At 64.8% G+C, this 16984-nt stretch carries 12 protein-coding genes; 3 read left to right on the forward strand and 9 right to left on the reverse strand.

Going from position 1 to position 16984, the window contains the following annotated elements:
- Positions 1 to 101: 101 nt before the first annotated feature.
- The 3 genes from gltB to proS form a co-directional block, all read right to left on the reverse strand.
- Complete coding sequence (gene gltB, locus NDI89_RS03990; protein ID WP_277520219.1) at positions 102 to 4661, reverse strand: glutamate synthase large subunit; 4560 nt, start codon at positions 4659 to 4661, stop codon at positions 102 to 104.
- A 541-nt stretch (positions 4662 to 5202) separates the two neighbouring features.
- Positions 5203 to 5721, reverse strand: a complete 519-nt coding sequence (locus tag NDI89_RS03995) for a hypothetical protein (RefSeq protein ID WP_277520220.1) — start codon at positions 5719 to 5721, stop codon at positions 5203 to 5205.
- A 108-nt stretch (positions 5722 to 5829) separates the two neighbouring features.
- Positions 5830 to 7311: a proline--tRNA ligase gene (proS, locus tag NDI89_RS04000; RefSeq protein WP_277520221.1), complete on the reverse strand. Its 1482-nt coding sequence runs from the start codon at positions 7309 to 7311 to the stop codon at positions 5830 to 5832.
- A 246-nt stretch (positions 7312 to 7557) separates the two neighbouring features.
- Between proS and NDI89_RS04005 the strand changes: the two genes are divergently transcribed.
- The 3 genes from NDI89_RS04005 to NDI89_RS04015 all read left to right on the forward strand — a co-directional run bounded on the left by NDI89_RS04005 (position 7558) and on the right by NDI89_RS04015 (position 9437).
- The gene (locus NDI89_RS04005) at positions 7558 to 8532 is read left to right on the forward strand and encodes a quinone oxidoreductase family protein (RefSeq protein WP_277520222.1); all 975 of its coding nucleotides are present in this window, start codon (positions 7558 to 7560) and stop codon (positions 8530 to 8532) included.
- Positions 8533 to 8631: 99 nt separating this feature from the next.
- Positions 8632 to 8922 (forward strand): UPF0175 family protein, encoded by a 291-nt coding sequence (locus tag NDI89_RS04010; protein ID WP_277520223.1) that lies wholly within the window; start codon positions 8632 to 8634, stop codon positions 8920 to 8922.
- Positions 8922 to 9437, forward strand: a complete 516-nt coding sequence (locus NDI89_RS04015; protein ID WP_277520224.1) for a PIN domain-containing protein — start codon at positions 8922 to 8924, stop codon at positions 9435 to 9437. Before NDI89_RS04010 ends, NDI89_RS04015 begins: the two co-directional genes overlap by 1 nt.
- 4 nt (positions 9438 to 9441) lie before the next feature.
- Here the strand turns inward: NDI89_RS04015 and NDI89_RS04020 are convergent, their stop codons facing one another.
- From NDI89_RS04020 to NDI89_RS04045, 6 genes are all read right to left on the reverse strand, one after another.
- Entirely contained in the window at positions 9442 to 9978 is a 537-nt protein-coding gene (locus tag NDI89_RS04020) for an 8-oxo-dGTP diphosphatase (protein ID WP_277520225.1), read from the reverse strand.
- 583 nt (positions 9979 to 10561) lie between these two features.
- Positions 10562 to 11452: an agmatinase gene (gene speB / locus NDI89_RS04025; RefSeq protein WP_277520226.1), complete on the reverse strand. Its 891-nt coding sequence runs from the start codon at positions 11450 to 11452 to the stop codon at positions 10562 to 10564.
- Positions 11452 to 11826, reverse strand: a complete 375-nt coding sequence (locus tag NDI89_RS04030; protein WP_277520227.1) for a translation initiation factor IF-5A — start codon at positions 11824 to 11826, stop codon at positions 11452 to 11454. The genes speB and NDI89_RS04030 overlap by 1 nt, the downstream gene beginning before the upstream one ends.
- A gap of 194 nt (positions 11827 to 12020) precedes the next feature.
- On the reverse strand, positions 12021 to 14012 hold the full coding sequence (locus NDI89_RS04035) for an AAA family ATPase (RefSeq protein ID WP_277520228.1): 1992 nt from the start codon (positions 14010 to 14012) through the stop codon (positions 12021 to 12023).
- Positions 14013 to 14075: 63 nt separating this feature from the next.
- Positions 14076 to 15152 carry an enolase-like domain-containing protein gene (locus NDI89_RS04040; protein ID WP_277520229.1) on the reverse strand — a complete coding sequence of 359 codons (1077 nt, stop codon included), beginning with the start codon at positions 15150 to 15152 and terminating at the stop codon, positions 14076 to 14078.
- Between the two features lie 121 nt (positions 15153 to 15273).
- Positions 15274 to 16920 carry an ABC1 kinase family protein gene (locus NDI89_RS04045; RefSeq protein ID WP_277520230.1) on the reverse strand — a complete coding sequence of 549 codons (1647 nt, stop codon included), beginning with the start codon at positions 16918 to 16920 and terminating at the stop codon, positions 15274 to 15276.
- Between the last annotated feature and the right edge of the window lie 64 nt (positions 16921 to 16984).

Below are 16984 nucleotides of genomic sequence, written 5' to 3' on the forward strand. Positions count from 1 at the left end.
TGACGCCGGTAGTCGTTCGGGTCGCGACCGTTTTCGCTATCGAACGTCGAAACGGCCTCGAGAAACGAATTCCGATCGCGACCGCTCGAGAGGAACGGCCGTCAGTCGTCGCTCGCCGCGAAGCTGGCCGATTCGGCCTCGGCCGCCACGTCGGGCGCACCGGGTAGTTCGTTGCGCACGTCGTCGCTCCCTTGCTCGGTGATCGCCTCGTAGTAGGCCTCGGGCATGACTTTCACGAAGGCCTCGAGCGCGCGCTCCCAGTTGTCGAGCAGCAGTTGCCCGCGCTCGGAGCCGGTGTAGGCGACGTGATTCTCGACGAGTCGGCGCAGCATCCGTTCGTCTTTCTCCTCGAGCTCGTCGTGGAGCGAGACCATGCCGGTGTTGGCCCTGGCCTCGAACTCGTCGTCGGGGTCGTAGACGTAGGCGACGCCGCCGGACATGCCGGCCGCGAAGTTCGTGCCCGTCTCGCCCAGCACGGCGACGACGCCGCCGGTCATGTACTCGCAGCCGTGGTCGCCGACGCCTTCGACGACGGCCTTGGCACCGGAGTTGCGGACGGCGAAGCGCTCGCCGGCGACGCCGTTGACGTACATCTGGCCGTCGGTCGCACCGTAGAGCGCGACGTTGCCGATCGAGACGTTCTCGGTCGGGTCGTAGGCGGCGGTCTCGGGCGTCCGGATCGTGAGCTTCCCGCCCGAGAGGCCCTTGCCGACGTAGTCGTTGGCGCTGCCGTCGAGGTGCATCGAGACGCCGCTGGCGAGGAACGCGCCGAAGCTCTGGCCGGCGGTCCCCTCCGCGTCGATGCTGATCGTGTCCTCGGGCAGCCCGGGTTCGCCGTAGCGGCTGGTGATGCGGTTCGAAAGCATCGCGCCGACGGTTCGGTCGACGTTCGTCACGTCCGTCTCGAGCGAGACGGGATCCTGATCCTCGATGGCGTCGGCCGCGGCCTCGATGAGGTCGCGGTCGAGCTGGTCCTCGAGTTCGTGGTCCTGCTCGCGGATCTTGCGGCGGACGTCGCTGCCGGGGTCGGCCAGCACTTCGGAGAGGTCGACCTTCCGGGCTTTCGGATGGTCGACGTCGGTGCGCTGCTCGAGGACGTCGACCTGCCCGATCATCTCGTCGACGGTCTCGAAGCCGAGTTCGGCCATGATCTCGCGCAGCTCCTGGGCGATGAACGTCATGTAGTTGATGACGTGTTCGGGCTCGCCGGGGAACCGCTTGCGCAGGTCCTCGCGCTGGGTGGCGACGCCGACCGGGCAGGTGTTCTTGTGACACTGCCGGGCCATCACGCAGCCGCCGGTGACGAGCGAGGCGGTCCCGAAGATGTACTCCTCGGCACCGAGCAGGGCGGCGACGGCGACGTCGCGCCCGGTCTTCATCCCGCCGTCGGTTGAGACGCGGATGCGGTCGCGGAGGCCGGTTTCGCAGAGCATCTGGTTGGCCTCGGCGAGGCCGAGCTCCCAGGGGAGGCCCGCGCTCTTGATCGAGGTGCGCGGCGAGGCCCCGGTGCCGCCGTCGTGGCCCGAGATGTGGACCACGTCGGCGTTTGCCTTCGCGACGCCGGCGGCGACCGTGCCGATGCCGGCTTCGGAGACGAGCTTGACGTTGATGTCTGCCTCCTCGTTGGCCGCCTTCAGATCGAAGATCAGCTGCTTGAGGTCCTCGATCGAGTAGATGTCGTGCAGCGGCGGCGGCGAGATCAGTCCCACGCCGGGCGTGGACTTGCGCACGTGGGCGATCATCTCGTTGACCTTCGAGCCCGGAAGGTGGCCGCCTTCGCCGGGCTTGGAGCCCTGGGCCATCTTGATCTGGAGTTCGTCGGCGTTCGAGAGGTACGTCGAGGTGACGCCGAAGCGGCCCGACGCCACCTGCTTGACGTTACACTCGCGTTCGGTGTCGAACCGTTCCGGCGGTTCGCCGCCCTCGCCCGAGTTACTCTTGCCGCCCAACCGGTTCATTGCGATCGAGTTGTTCTCGTGGGCTTCCGGCGAGAGCGAGCCGAGGCTCATCGCTGCCGTCGAAAACCGCTGGACGATGTCTTTGATCGGCTCGACCTCATCGATCGGGACCGGATCGCGGTCCGAGTCGAACTCGAGCAGGCCCCGAAGCGTCTGGAGGTTCTGCTGTTGGTCGTTGATTTTCTCCGCGAACTCGCCGTAGCGCTCGTAGTCGTTCGAGCGGACGGCCTGCTGGAGCGCGCCGACGGTGTCGGGGTTCCACTGGTGGTGGATCCCGTCCGAGCGGTGTTCGAACTCGCCGTGACGGTCGAGGTCCGATTCCACGTCGTCGCCGTCGAAGGCGGTCGCGTGGCGTTCCCGGAGGTCCTCCTCGATCTCCGCGAGGCCGATCCCCTCGGTGCGGTTCTCGGTCCCCTCGAAGTATTCCTCGACGAGATCCGACTCGAGGCCGACGGCCTCGAAGATCTGGGCGCCCTGGTAGCTCTCGACGGTCGAGATGCCCATCTTGGCCATGATCTTCAGGAGGCCGTCCTCGACCGCGCCGACGTAGGCGTCGATCGCGACCTCGGTGTCGGCGCCGTCGGGGCCGGCGGTGATGTCCTCGATCGTCTGGTAGGCGAGGTACGGGTTGACCGCGCCGGCGCCGTAGCCGACCAGCGTCGCGAAGTGGTGGACGGTCCGCGGATCGGCGGACTCGACGACGAGCCCGACGTGGTTTCGCAGCCCATTGCGAACGAGGTGATGGTGGACGGCGCCGGTCGCCAGCAGGCTCGGGATCGCGACCCGGTCCTCGTCGACGCTCCGGTCCGAGAGGACGATGACGTCGTGGTCGCCGTCCTCGATCGCCTCGACGACGTCCTCGCGGACGCGTTCGATCGCGGCCCGGAGGTCCGTCCCGAGCTCCTCGCTCTCGGGCTCGTAGGTGATGTCGATCGTCGCGGTCGTGATACCGTTGGCCGAGCAGTCGCGGACCGACTCGAGTTCGGCGTCGGTCAGGATCGGCGAGTCGAGCACGAGCTGGCGAGCGTGTTCGGGCGACTCGTCGAGCAGGTTGCGCTGGAAGCCCAGCCGGCTCTCCATCGAAGTCACCAGTTCCTCGCGGATGTAGTCCAGCGGCGGGTTGGTGACCTGTGCGAACAGCTGTTTGAAGTAGGAGAACAGCGGTCGGTTGAAATCGGTGAGGACCGACAGCGGCGTGTCGTCGCCCATCGAGCCGACGGGGTCTTTCCCCTTCTGGGTCATCGGCTCGATCAGGTTCTCGAGTTCGTCGTGGGTGTAGCCGAAGGTGGCCTGATAGTCGCGCAGACCGTCGACCGCCCGCCGGGGCGTGCGGTCGTTCGTCGTCTGAATGTCGTCGAGGTGAACCTGTTCCCGTGCGACCCACTCGCCGTAGCGGTCGTCGGTGAGGTCGTCGAAGACTTCCTCGTCGGGAATGACCCGCCCCTCGTTGGGGTCGGCGAGGAACAGCTGGCCGGGCTGGAGGCGGCCGCGCTCGTCGATGTCTTCGGGGTCGGTCTCGAGCGCGCCGGCCTCGCTGGCCATGATCAGGCGGTTGTCCGTCGTCACGTCGTATCGGCAGGGGCGGAGACCGTTGCGGTCCAGCACTGCGCCGACGCGTTCGCCGTCCGTCGCCGCGACGAGCGCGGGGCCGTCCCACGGCTCGACGAGCGAGGCGTGGAAGTCGTACCAGTCCTTGCGGTCCGCGTCCATCGCGTCGTCGCCGCGCCAGGCCTCGGGAACGAGCATCCGCAGCGCGTGCTCGAGGTCGCGCCCGTCCTGCATGAGGAGTTCGAGCGCGTTATCGACGCTCGCCGTGTCCGATTGGTCTGGGTCGTCGATGATCGGCTTGACCGCCTCGAGGTCCTCCAGGACCTCGCTCTCGATGTCCGTCTCGCGGGCACGCATCCAGTTGATGTTGCCCTGGATGGTGTTGAACTCGCCGTTGTGGATGATGTTCCGGTAGGGATGGGCGAGGTGCCAGGCGCCGAGCGTGTTCGTCGAGAAGCGCTCGTGGACCATCACGAACGTCGATTCCATGCGCTCGTCGGTGAGATCGGGGTAGTACGCGGGGACCTGAACGCCCTTCAGCAGCCCCTTGTAGACGACCGTCTTCGAGTCGAGAGAGACGACGTAGAAGCGCTCTCTGTTCTCGATATCGGCGTTCTCGACGGCGTTCTCGAGGGCGCGTCGAGCGACGTAGAGGCGACGGTCGAAGTCGTCGCCGGAAATATCGTCGTCGGGCGCGACGACGACCTGGTAGACGTCGGGTTCGGAATCGACGGCGGTCTTCCCGAGGTCGTCGTTGTTCGTCGGAACGTCCCGCCACTCGAGGACGTCGAGGTCGTAGGTGTCGAACGTCTCCTCGGCCAGCGAGACGAGTTCTTCGCGCGCCTCGGGATCCTGTGGAAGAAAGAGCGAGCCGACGGCATAGGTTTCGGGGAGATCGGTCTCGAGAACGCTCTCGAAGAACGAGTCGGGCGTCTGCAGCATGATTCCGGCACCGTCGCCGGTGTTCTTTTCGGCTCCGGTCGTCCCGCGGTGTTCGAGGTTCCGCAGCAGTTCGAGTCCGTCGGCGACGATGTCGTGCCCTCCCACCCCATCGAGGTCCATGACGACACCGACACCACAGTTAGACCGCGCGTCCCCGGGGTCGGCGAGCCCCTCGGTCCGCTCGGTTGATGACGCTATATGTGGCTGTGACATACACGCACCTAGCCGGAACCAGTATAAGAGGCTAATCCATTATGACTAAGCGTATTATTAACACATATATACCAATATAAGGTATATTGAAAACCCTTAATCACGATTGTCTCAGCGGAAGAGATGTCGCTGGTCTCAATCGGGACCCGTCTCGGAGAAAGACGTCCGTCACTGCTACACGTCGAACCCCGTCCGGAAAGGGGAACTTCCCGGTAGCGGGGAAATGTCAGAGGCACGTAGTGTTCACCCACCAGAGTGAACACCACATGGTTCTAATGCGTTCCCACAGGTAAACAATCTCGGGCTAAACGATTAGGGTTGTGTGAAACGGTCACCCGAGATCGATCGGTCGAGACCGGTCGGTCCGGGGGGATTAGTTGATATTTCACTCGGTTCGAAAAAATCGACGGCTCGATCGGATCGCCGTCCTCCGTCTCGCGTGTCCAGGGCGTTCGTCTCTGACTTCTCGTATCGCCCTGCTGTGTTCTATTTCCGACATCGAACAATGCGTGACCAACTGATTCCACCGTCATATGGCGATTTACGAGTGCCCTACGATCCGAAGTACTCCGAACTCGAGTCCCGCGAGCAACAGAGTGCCGACGAGAATGACGGGGAGGACGAGGCCGAAGTGAATGATGAGACTGTTACTCTCGTGGCTGACAGTGAACATCGCCCAGAAGACGTTGTACGTGACGGCGAAGAGCCCGAGCGTTGGACTGACCGACAGCTCACGGACGAACAACCACAGTGCCGGTAGTGTCATTCCGGCCAACAGTAGCCAAAATACGACGAGTGTCGCGACGAACAGCAGACCATCGAGCGGACCGGCGAACGCGGACATCAGATCGTTCACATCGGGATCGACAAGCAGCTGTCGTTCGATCCATATCAAAAGAAACAGCGTACCCATGAAGAGACAGCCAGCGAGAACCGTTCGTCTGGACTCGATCAATCGCGATCGGAAATAGTAGCCGAGGCCCGCTACGAGAATCCCGACGATGCCAGCTATCTCGAGGACCGTTTGGACGTCGGAAAACAGCGCTGATGACGCTTCCATATGTATAGCTGACAAGATATAGGAGAACAACGGAACCCTTTTGATTCATCCGTTCGACCGGATGCAATCGATCGGCCGCGTCGCAAAATCGTTTAGTTCGGGAGAGGCTCAGTACGACTTCGCGAAGTACGCGATCTCGTCGGCGGGATCGCCACAGACGCCGCACTCGTCGTGCTCAGGTTCGGGAACCTCGCCGGCCGTCGAGCCGCCCTCGTCGGCCAGCGGCTGCATGACGATCTCGGCGGCGATCTTTTCCTTGATGACCTCCTCGCAGGCCTCGTCGCCGCACCACGGCGTCTTCACGTAGCCGCCGTGCTTGCCGATCGTCCCGAGGATCTCCTCCGGACTGTGGGCTTCGCGGACGTTGTCCTCGAGGGTCTCCTCGGCCGCCTCGTAGAGCTTGTCGAAGATGTCGTCCAGGTGCTCGTCGACCGCGTCGACGATCTCGTCGCGGTCCTCGACGGATTCGGCGTTGTCCGGCCGGTGGACCAGCGTGACCTCCTCGTCGTCGACCTCGTGGGGACCGATCTCGAGTCGCAGCGGCACCCCGTTGAGCTCGTGTTCGTTGAACTTGAAGCCGGGATTGCGCCCGTCGCGGTCGTCGAGTTCGACGCGGACGCCGGCGTCCTCGAGATCCTCGGCGATCTCCTCGGCGTACTCGAGGACGTCGTCTTTGGTATCCTCCTGCCAGATGGGGACGATCGCGACCTGCGTGGGTGCGACCGTCGGCGGGAGCACGAGTCCCTGATCGTCGGAGTGGGTCATGACGAGCGCGCCGATCGCACGCCAGGAGAGGCCCCACGAGGTGGTGTAGGCCGTTTGTTCTTCCTCGTCCTCGTCGGCGAAGGTGATGTCGAACGCCTCGGCGAAGCTCTGCCCGAGGTTGTGGCTGGTTCCTCCCTGTACGGACTTGCCGTCGGGCATCAGCGCCTCGACCGTCGTCGTGGTGTCGGCACCGGGGAACTTGTCGTGTTCGGGCTTCTTGCCGCGGAGGACCGGAATCGCCAGCACGTCCTCGTAGACGCGCTCGTACTGGCCGAGACGGGTCCAGACCTCCTCCCACGCGCCCTCGTTACTCGCGTGGGCGGTGTGGCCTTCCTGCCACAGGAACTCCTTCGTCCGGAAGAACGGCTTGGTCTCCGTCGCTTCCCAGCGGACGACCGAACACCACTGGTTGAGCCGCATCGGCAGGTCGCGGTGACTTCGCGTCCAGTCGGCCATGAACGGCGCGATGATCGACTCGCTCGTCGGGCGGACGGCCAGCCGTTCCTCGAGTTCGTCGTGACCGCCCTGGGTCACCCACGCGACCTCCGGATCGAACCCTTCGACGATGTCTTTCTCCCGCTCGAGGTAGCTCTCGGGGATGAACATCGGGAAGTAGACGTTGTCGACGCCGGTTTCCTTGAACCAGCCGTCGAGGGCGTCCTGAATGGCCTCCCAGAGGGCGTAGCCGCGCGGTTTCGTGACGATGAACCCGCCCATCGGGGCGTAGTCAGCGAGATCCGCCTTCTGGACGACTTCGGCGTACCACTCGCCGGGTTTGTGCGATTTCGACTCGGTGATCCCGAGTTCTTGACTCTCGTCGCTCATTGTGTCGACATGCAGGCAGCGCGGGCTTAAAGGGCACGAAGGACGGCCGGCTCTCGTGATACTCGAGAACGACACTCGTCCGGCCGTTCGAACGGCTATCAGCGAGTCTCGAGACCGAATCGGGAACTACTGTCGGCGGCGCTCGCTACTTATTCGCGGATTCTCCGCGAGTAAATTTGAAACGTTTGTCTGGTTTTCTCCGGTTTTCACACCTTTATACGGCTGAGCCATTTATATACGGCCGATATGAAAGCAATCGAAGTTCAGGCCTACGGCGGGAGCGACGAGCTATCCGTCGTCGACGTCCCGACGCCGGAGCCAGACGCCGGCGAAGTCCGAATCGACATCGAAGCGGCCGGAATCAACTTCGCGGACATCATGCAGCGCGAGGGCCAGTACCCGGGCGGCCCCGAAGCGCCCTACGTCCCCGGCATGGAAGCCGCGGGAACGGTCGAAGCGGTCGGTGACGGCGTCGAGGACTTCTCGGAGGGCGACCGCGTCGTCGCGATGCTCGACGGCGGCGGCTACGCGGAGTACGTCACCGCCGACGCCGAGATGCTCTTCCCGATTCCCGACGCGATGAGCTTCGAGGAGGCCGCCGGCTTCCCCGTCCAGTTCCTCACCGCCCACGCCTGCCTCTTCGAGTGGGGCGGCCTCGAGGACGACGAGTCCGTCCTGATCCAGGCCGCGGCCGGCGGGGTCGGCACCGCCGCCGTCCAGCTGGCGTCGAACGCCGGCGCGGAGGTCTTCGGCACCGCGAGCACGGGAGAGAAGCTCGACCTCGCGGCCGAGCTGGGCTGTGACCACCCGATCAACTACACCGAGACGGACTTCCGAGAGACGGTCGACGAGGAAACCGACGGCCAAGGTGTCGACCTCGTCCTCGAGAGCGTCGGCGACGACGTCTTCGATCGCAGCCTCGACGCGATGGCCCACTTCGGCCGCATGGTGACCTACGGCGTCGCCAGCGGCGTCCCCGCCGAGGTCAGCAACCGGCGGCTGCTCTTCGAGAACAAGACGATCAAAGGGTTCCACCTCGGGCAGGCCGCCTTCCGAGCACCGAACAAAGTCATGAAGGCCATCCCCGAACTGACCGAGGGCTTCGCGAGCGGCGAACTGGAGATCATCCTCGGGCAGTCGTTCGACCTCGAGGACGCGGCCGAGGCCCACCAGTACATCGAGGATCGGAAAAGCTCCGGGAAGATCGTCCTGAAGCCCTGAAACAGGTTTAAATTCTTTTTCCATCCGTCCAGCTTGCACTCTCCCACGAGACTGTCCACCGTCCACAACGTTTGTATACAATGCAAACTATGCATACATATGGGCACGATTTCGGCTCGCGTTCCGGACGATCTCGAGGAGGACCTCGAGGCCTATCTCGAATCAGAACGGTTGGACCGGAGTACCGGTGTTCGAAAACTCCTTGCAGAGGGACTCGATACGTGGCGTCGTGATCAAGCACTGGAGAGGCTCGAGGCAGGAGAAATCACGTTCTCGCGGGCGGCCGAACTCGCCGATATGTCCGTCTGGGAGTTTTCGCAGTTGGCGCGCGAGCGAGACATTACATGGGTCGACGATGAGGGGCTAGAATCGGACCTCCAGGATCTCTAATGTGGGTGTTCGACGCAACGCCACTGATCTATCTCGCGAAGGCGGAACGTCTCTCACATCTATCGGCACTCGAAGAACCGCGACTCGTCCCCCAACGCGTCTACGACGAGGTTGTTACCGACGGACTCGAGGAAACGTATCCTGACGCTCGGCGAATTCAACGGCACATCGAGGACGGCTTATTCGAGGTAGATCAAATAGAGCCGACTCCGCTCTTCGAACGCCTCGAGACGAATCAGGCGCTGAGCGATGCTGACCGGGCAGTGATCGCACTCGCTGCGGATCGTGATGCGGTCGCAGTGATGGACGAACAACACGGCCGTGCCGTCGCCCAGGCGGAAGCCGTTTCGACGCGCGGAACGGCCTTTTTAATTCTGTCACTGGTCAAAGACGGCTACATTTCCACTTCGGAGGCTCGAACGACGCTCGAAACGATGTTGGATAAGGGATGGTACTGCTCACCGGATCTCTACGCAAAGATTCTCGAAAAATTGGATACTATTCGTTCCGAGTAGCGATTTACGTTGCGGATTTCTCGTCAGGATCGGTCTCGAGCGGGGCCCCCCACTCGAGGTCGTGATCGACGAAATCCGCTTCGTCGAGCGGCTCCCCGCCCTCGAATCGGAACTCGCCGACCGCGGTGTTCCCCTCGAGGACCCCCGGCAGCCACAGCCGGTCGTCCTCCCACATCTGGTCGTAGGGAACGTCCTCGACCGAGACCCACTCGGGGTGGGCTTCCTCGGAGGACGTCGGCTCGCCGGTAAACGACCGGGTCCGGTACACGTGACAGAACGTGTGCGTCTCGCCGTCGAGGCGGAACGTGAGTTCGCCCGCTTTCTCGAGGTTCCGGACCTCGAGGCCGACCTCCTCGCGGGTTTCGCGGACGGCGCATTCGCGCGGCGTCTCGCCGGGTTCGCACTTGCCGCCGGGGCCGTTGTACCAGCCCTCGCCGAGTCCGCGGCGTTTCTCGATGAGGAGGACCTCGCCATCGGATTCGTTGGTAGTCGTGGGGTCATCATCACCCCGAAGCGGGAAACACAGCGTCGCTTCGATCATATTCAGCAGTTCGTTTGGAGGACAAAAAACGTGGGTTATTGCTCGAATCGAACGGATCTATCTAGTATGCGAGCGTTGGTCTCGAAAGAGCGACCTCAGGGAGCCACAGATTAGGTCATACATTCCGATTGGACTGAGCAGTACGGGGGAGCGACGTATCGCTACTGATTGAGCAGCCGACACGCGGTAGCGAACCGCGGCCCGAAGCCGTGCGAGGTCGTCACGAGTACAACGAGCGACGGCTCGGAAGACGCACAGCGTCTTCCGGAGGATAAGCGATCGAAGTGAGCGAATCGGCTGGAGAGGGTGTGGTAATTCCATACAGCCAGGACAGCAGGCTTGTAAAACCATCATATTATTATAATTACCACATGAGAATGAGACAGCTGGATATGACTCAAAAGAGACGGAGACAACGCGTTCTGCTATCGTGGCAACAGGGAATCGCCACGCCCTCCCCAGCCGATTCGCTCGTTCCCGTCGGTCACTCGCTCATCCCTCGCACGGCTTCGGCGGCCGACCTCACTATCGTTCGGTCGCCCGACAGCGCGCGCCACCGCAGCGTTCGCCCAGAAACAGCGTGTCACCCGTCGGCGTTCGAAAAGACGAACTCGCGAACCAGTTTCCCGGCCAGCGCGGCCGCCTGCCCGTCGTCGCGGTCGTTGACTTCGACTACGTCGAACCCGCCTGCGTACGGTGCGACTGCGCGGACCACGTCGCGGAGTTCCCGGGGCTCGAGGCCGAACGGCTCCTTCGTTCCGGTCCCCGGCGCGTAGCCGGGATCCGCGGCATCGACGTCGACGCTCAGGTAGACATCGCGGTCCGCGAGTCGGTCGCCGGGCGTCCACTCGCTCACCGCCTCGGGCGGGACGACGGTCACGTCGTCGGCGGCCGCTCGCTCCCACTCGGCTTCGCTGCCGGTGCGGGCGCCGAGGACGATCGCCTCTTCGACGGCGTCGACGTCCTCGAGGATCCGGCGAGTGACGGCGGCGTGGGACAGCCGTTCGCCGTCGTAGGCGTCGTACAGATCGAGGTGGGCGTCGAGACAGACGAAGACCTCGGGTTCGACCGCCCGGACGCCCGCGAGGGAGACGGTGTGTTCGCCCCCCAACGTGAGCGGGACGGCATCGTTCCAGACGGCTTCCCGCAGGGTGCTCGTGAGGTACTCGAGGTAGGCCTCGACGTCGGGCCACGCGCGGACGTCGCCCCGATCGACGACGCCGAGCGTCGAGAAGTGCTGGTCCGTCCGGTGGTCGTAATCGTCGAACGGTTCGGCAAAAGAACGGATCCGCGCGGGACCGAATCGGGTCCCCGGCTGAAAGGTCGTCGTGGCGTCCAGGGGCGCACCGACGACCACGAAGTTCGCGCCTCCACGGTCGGGCTCGCGCCCTCGCGTGTCGGTGTCGCCTCCACGGTCGGGCTCGCATCCTCCCGCGTCGGTCCCCTCGCGTCCGTCGGTCGCCCCGGGAAACATCAGACGATCTTTCGCTGGTCTTCCATCTCGAGGTACTCGATGTTCTCGTCGGGGGAGACGTCTTTGTCCTCGGGAACGCGCATCGTGATCGTTTCGTAGGTCTCGAGGTCCATGACCTGCATGTCGTCGCCGTCGACGGAGACGACCTGGCCCTGTTTGCGCTCGATGATCGGGACCCAGATCTTCGCGTCGACCGGCTGGGAGAGGGACCGTTTCCGGCCGTCGAAGACGCCCTCGGCCTCGACGCGGGCCTTCGCGCTGCCGTGTTTGCCCGGCTTCGCCGTCGAGTAGGAGTTGATCTTACACGGCGTGTCGTCGATCATTACGTAGCTTCCTTCCTGGAGCTCGCGAACTTCGGTCTGCTGTTTCGCCATGTCCCGGGGTAATCAATCGACGTGCATAAACCGTTTGGAATGCGCGCTCCGGCGAGTTCAGGCCGATTGCGGGTTCGCTCGGCCGGCGTCGCGGAGAGATCGGTAGTTACCCGTCGATCGGTGGCCGGATCGTCACCCGAGCGCAAGCGGTCCCGGACGGACGGATCACGGCGGTGAGGCATGCCGTCACCGTGTTATCGATGCTGACCGGACCCGTCGGGGATGGTCTCAGTGCTCAGTCCATCGAGTCGGGAGCCGTTCCAGTCGTCGAGGGTCGCCTCGACCGCCTCGGCCTCGTCGACGAGGCGGTCGGTGGTGATCTGTTCCTCGTGACGGACGGCCTCGCGGCCGACCCGGCCCGCGAGGTGACGAACGTCCCGAATGCTGAACCCCTCCGTCGCGTCGGCCACCGCATCGAGATCGACGTCTTCCGCGACGATCCCGTCCGGGAGCGCGTCGGCCAGGATCGCAGCGCGGGTCCTGCCGTCCGGCGGCGGAACCTCGATCCGCTCGTCGAAGGTCCCCGCGTGGAGCACGTCGACGTTCACCCGCTCGACCGCCCGCGCGGTCCCGATGACGAGCACGTCGTCCTCGAGCGTCGGCAGGAGCGTCGCCAGCCGCGTGGCGACGCGTCGGATCGCTCTCGACCCGCCCGACGCGGGTGCGAGTTCGTCGAGATCGTCCAGAATCAGCACGCTCGGTGCGATCGAACGCGCGTCTTCGATGATCTCCGCGACGCGGTCGGCCGGGTCGTCGACGCCCTCCCGGCGGAACCGATCCGGACTGATCTCGACGATCGGCCGATCGAGTTCCGCGGCGATGGACCGGGCGAGCGTCGTCTTCCCCGCGTCCGGCGGACCGTACAGTAACGCACCGTCGACGGGCGCGATGCCGTAGCGTTCGTACCCGTCGGCGTTGTGAATCGGATCGAAGAGCCGCCGCTCGATCGCGGCCGTGAGATCGTCCATCCCCGGCAGGTCGTCGAAAGAGACCGGGTCCTCGGTCGACGACCGGCCGAGATCCTCGTCGAACCGATCTTCGTAGCGGTCGAGCCAGCCCGGAATACTGGTGTCGATCTCGTCGACCGCCTGCCGGAGATGCGACTGCCTGACCGACGTCTCGGCGGCGATGGCGTGGCGGATCGCGACGTCGGCGAGCATCGTCACGTCGCTCGAGGCGTAGCCGGCGGTCGCGTCCGCGATCGCCTCGAGGCTCACGTTGTCGGCGACCGGCGCGTCGGCCAGCTCGAGTCGGAGGATCTCCAGGCGGGCCTGCCGGTCCGGCGGCGGCACCTCGACCCGCTCGTCGAACCGGCCCGACCGCAGGATGGCGTCGTCGACGTCGTCGAGGTAGTTCGTCGCCGCGAAGACGACGATCTCCGAGTCGTCCTGACTCTCGAGTTCGGTCAGGAGCTGGTTGACCATCTGCTGTTCGCTCGTGGCCATTCGGCCCGATCGATCGCTGGCGATCGCGTCGATCTCGTCGATGAACACCAGACAGGGCTCGTTCTCGCGAGCGGCGTCGAACACTTCTGCGACGTTGTCGGCGGCCTCGCCGATGTACTTGCTCGTGATGTCGGCGGGCGTGACCTCGATGTAATTGTAGTCGGTTTCGGCCGCGACCGCGCTCGCGACGAACGTCTTCCCGCAGCCGGGCGGCCCGTGAAACAGGACGCCGTTGACCGCACCGATTCCGTAGCGGTCGTAGACGTCACGGCGAGTCAGCGGGTCGATCACCCGATCGCGTAACGTGTCCGTGAGGTCGTCCATCCCGCCGACGTCCGAGAAGTCGTGTCCCGGCGGGTCCGTATTGAGGTCGTCCGCGTCGAGGGCAGTGTCGTCGCCCTCCCCCTCGCTTCCCCCCGATTCGTTCCCGGCTCCGTCGCCCGGGGACTGGCTGCGAACGCCCGCGATACCGCTCCGATTCCCGACGAACAGCCAGGCCAGCGTCGCCGTCGGCGGTGCGAACGCGAGCGCGAGATCGCCGGTCGCGACGACGCCGACGACGCCGACGACGTACGCCGAGCCGAGCAACAGACGATCGATCTGGGTGGTCGCCACCCAGGATACCGTTCGGAGAACGACCGCGAGCGTCCCGAAAGCGAGTACGACGGCCAGAAGCGCGTCCGGTCCCGGAACGACCCCGCTCCACCCTCCAGTCTGTGCGACAGTCAGTAATGCAACCATTACACAGCACGTGATACGAATCCGACAAAACGATTCTGGTCTCGGTCGCGATCCCGACTCCCGTTACGACCACCGAAACCCGTCCCGCGCGGCCGGCGGCTCGAGCGGGCTCTCCGGCAGCCCGCCCCCGACCGCGGGATCGTTGTAGGCCCGCGGTGCGACGTCGTTCGGGCCGTCGGGATAGCACAGCGACGCCAGCAGCTGGATCTGCCCGCGCCCGACGCCGAGTTCGAACTGGCCGCCGCCGTACAGGCGGATGTCACGCTCGTCGCAGTAGGCGAGCGTCTCGAGAAGGGACTCGAGCGAGCCGAACCGCGAGGGTTTGATATTGAGCCAATCGGGCTCCCACGGCAGCGTCTCGACGTCCGCGACCCCGTGGATCGGGGCGTCCCAGGAGACGCGGGACCGAACGGCCGGATCGTCGAACAGCGGCCGCGTCTCGTCGGTCAGCGCCGGATCCTCGACGACGGCTTCGGGAAACGCCCCGAGGACCCGTTCGTAGAGCGCCGGATCCGCCGGCACGTCGACGTCCGTGCCCTCGTACTGCCCTTTCAGATCGAGGATTCGGACCGTCTCCGCCCCCACTGTATCGTCGATAGCTGCGACGAGATCGTCGTCCCACGCCGGGATCGGGTCGAGCTTGAACTCGAGGTCGGAGACCGTTCCGCGAAGGGACTCGAGCCGGTCGGTCGTCGGCGGCTCGCCGAGCCGGGTGCTGGCGACGAACCGGACGGGGTCGGCGGATCGACCGAGTGCGCTCCCGAGATCGGTGGCGGACTGCCGGAGCGCCAGGTCCAGCGCGGCGCTCTCGAGGCCCCAGCGGCGATAATTTCGAAAGACCTCGCGCTCCGGGGGCTTCGACGGGAAGCAATCGACCGACTCGAGGTTGGCCGAGAACGAGTCAATCGTGTACTCGCCGGTGAGATCCGGAAGGCCCGACTCGACAAGCGCATCGTGATCGGCGGCCTCGTAGGTGACGTCCTCGCCGCGGCCGACGACCCGCTCGCCGTCCGGACCGGGACCGGACAGCGCGAACTCGGTCGTGACGCGCGTGAACTCGCTCGAGGTCTCGCGCTCGAGGCGTTCGGTCGACACCTCGTCGATCGCTACCGGCAGCTCCGCGATCCGATCGTACTCCATACCGGTCGGTTCGGGTCCGGGATGCAAAGAGGCTTGGAGGCTACCGTTGGCCGTCCGCTATCGACGGCCCGAGAGATATCCCTCCGTTCGATCGATCTTCGGCTGCAACGAGCGGTCGTCGCTACTCCTCGCCGCGACGCTGTCGGAGGTTCTGTCGCGTGAACTGGGGCTTCGCACCGATCGATTTCGGGGAGCGGAAGGATCGGTAGAGCTGAATCAGCACGATCACCGCGATGACCGCCGCGACGATCGATCCCCGAGGCGCCTCAAGGGCGTACAGGACGCCTGTCGAGAACAGGGACATGGTGAGCAACATCCCGTAGACCAGTCGCTTCGCGAGTTTGTCGAAGACGTTCTCCTCGTCCTCGAGGCCGATGCGGACGTAGAGGTCGTCGCGGTCGAGCCGGTCGAGCGCGCGTTCGGCCTTGGGCGCGATTCGAGTCAGGGACTCGCCCGTCCGACGGAGTTGTTTTCCCGTCTCGTCGACGTACTGGCGGACGGTCTCCTCGCGATAGCCCCGCTCGGTCAGGAAGCCGGTCGCGGTCGAGATGAAATCGAAGTCCTCGTCGAGTGTGACGCAGACGCCCTCGACGACGGTGGCGACGCGGAGGACGAGCGCGAGGTTCTTGGGGAGGCGAAGCGGGAACTCGTAGATCGAGTCCTCGATCTGTCCGACGATCTGGTTGACCCGGTACTGTTCGATGTCCTCGCCGCGGGCGTCCTGGATGGCGATCTCCATCACCTCGGCCATCACGCCTCGATCCGCGTCGGGGCTCAGGGTCCCGATCTCGACGAGCGCGTCGAGGATGCCGTCGATGTCCTGATTGGCGACGGCGATGTAGAAGTCGACGATCTTGTCCTGCACGAAGGAGTCGACCCGTCCGGACATCCCGAAGTCGTAGAAGACGATCTTCCCGTCGTCGGTCACCGCGAGGTTTCCCGGGTGCGGATCGGCGTGGAAGACGCCGTCCTCGATGATCATCTGCAGGTACGATCGCTCGAGGTTCTCCGCGATCTCCGTTCGATCGATCCCCTTGCGCTCGAGTTCCTCGACGTCGTTGATCTTCGTCCCCTCGATGTACTCCATCGTGAGCACCCGCGGCCCGGAGTGGCTCTCGATCACGGTGGGGATGCGAAACCGATCGTCGTCCGCGAAGTTCGATTTGATCTCGGTGAGCATCGCCGCCTCCCGCTCGTAGTCCATCTCCTCGCGGATCGTCTTCGAGAACTCGTCGGCCAGGTTCTCGAGCGAGAACGAGCGGGCCTCGTCGACGAAGTACAACAGGATCGGAAGCGACCACTTGATGACTCGCAGATCGGCCCGGACGAGGTCCTCGATACCCGGTCGACGGATCTTCACGGCGACGTCGTGACCGCCCGCCCGACCCGTATCGGCGCGTGTCGCCTCGGTCTCGGCGTCGACGCGGGCTCGATAGACCTGCCCCAAGCTCGCACCGCTGATCGGTTCGGTGTCGAACTCCGCGAACCGCTCCTCTACCGGTCCGAGTTCCTCCTCGAGCACTGCTTTCGCGCCGGGCCAGGCCGCCGGCGGCACGTCGTCTTGCAGCGACGAGAGGACCTCGATGTAGGCCGGCGGGAGCACGTCCGGCCGGGTCGAGAGCAACTGACCGAGTTTGATGAACGTCGGCCCGAGCGTCAACAGCGACTCGAGCAACAGTTCGGCCCGACGGCGGTGGGTCTCGGGATCGACTCGCCGGGGACGGCCGAATAGGAGGAACCGGCGGCGATCACGGGCGAACGCGAGCAATAGCGGGAGGAAGTGCCACGCGACGATGGCGAATCGCTTATAGGCGCGGAGTGAAGCCAGTCTC

This window comes from Natrinema salsiterrestre (assembly GCF_029502005.1).
Classification (GTDB): Archaea; Halobacteriota; Halobacteria; order Halobacteriales; family Natrialbaceae; genus Natrinema; species Natrinema salsiterrestre.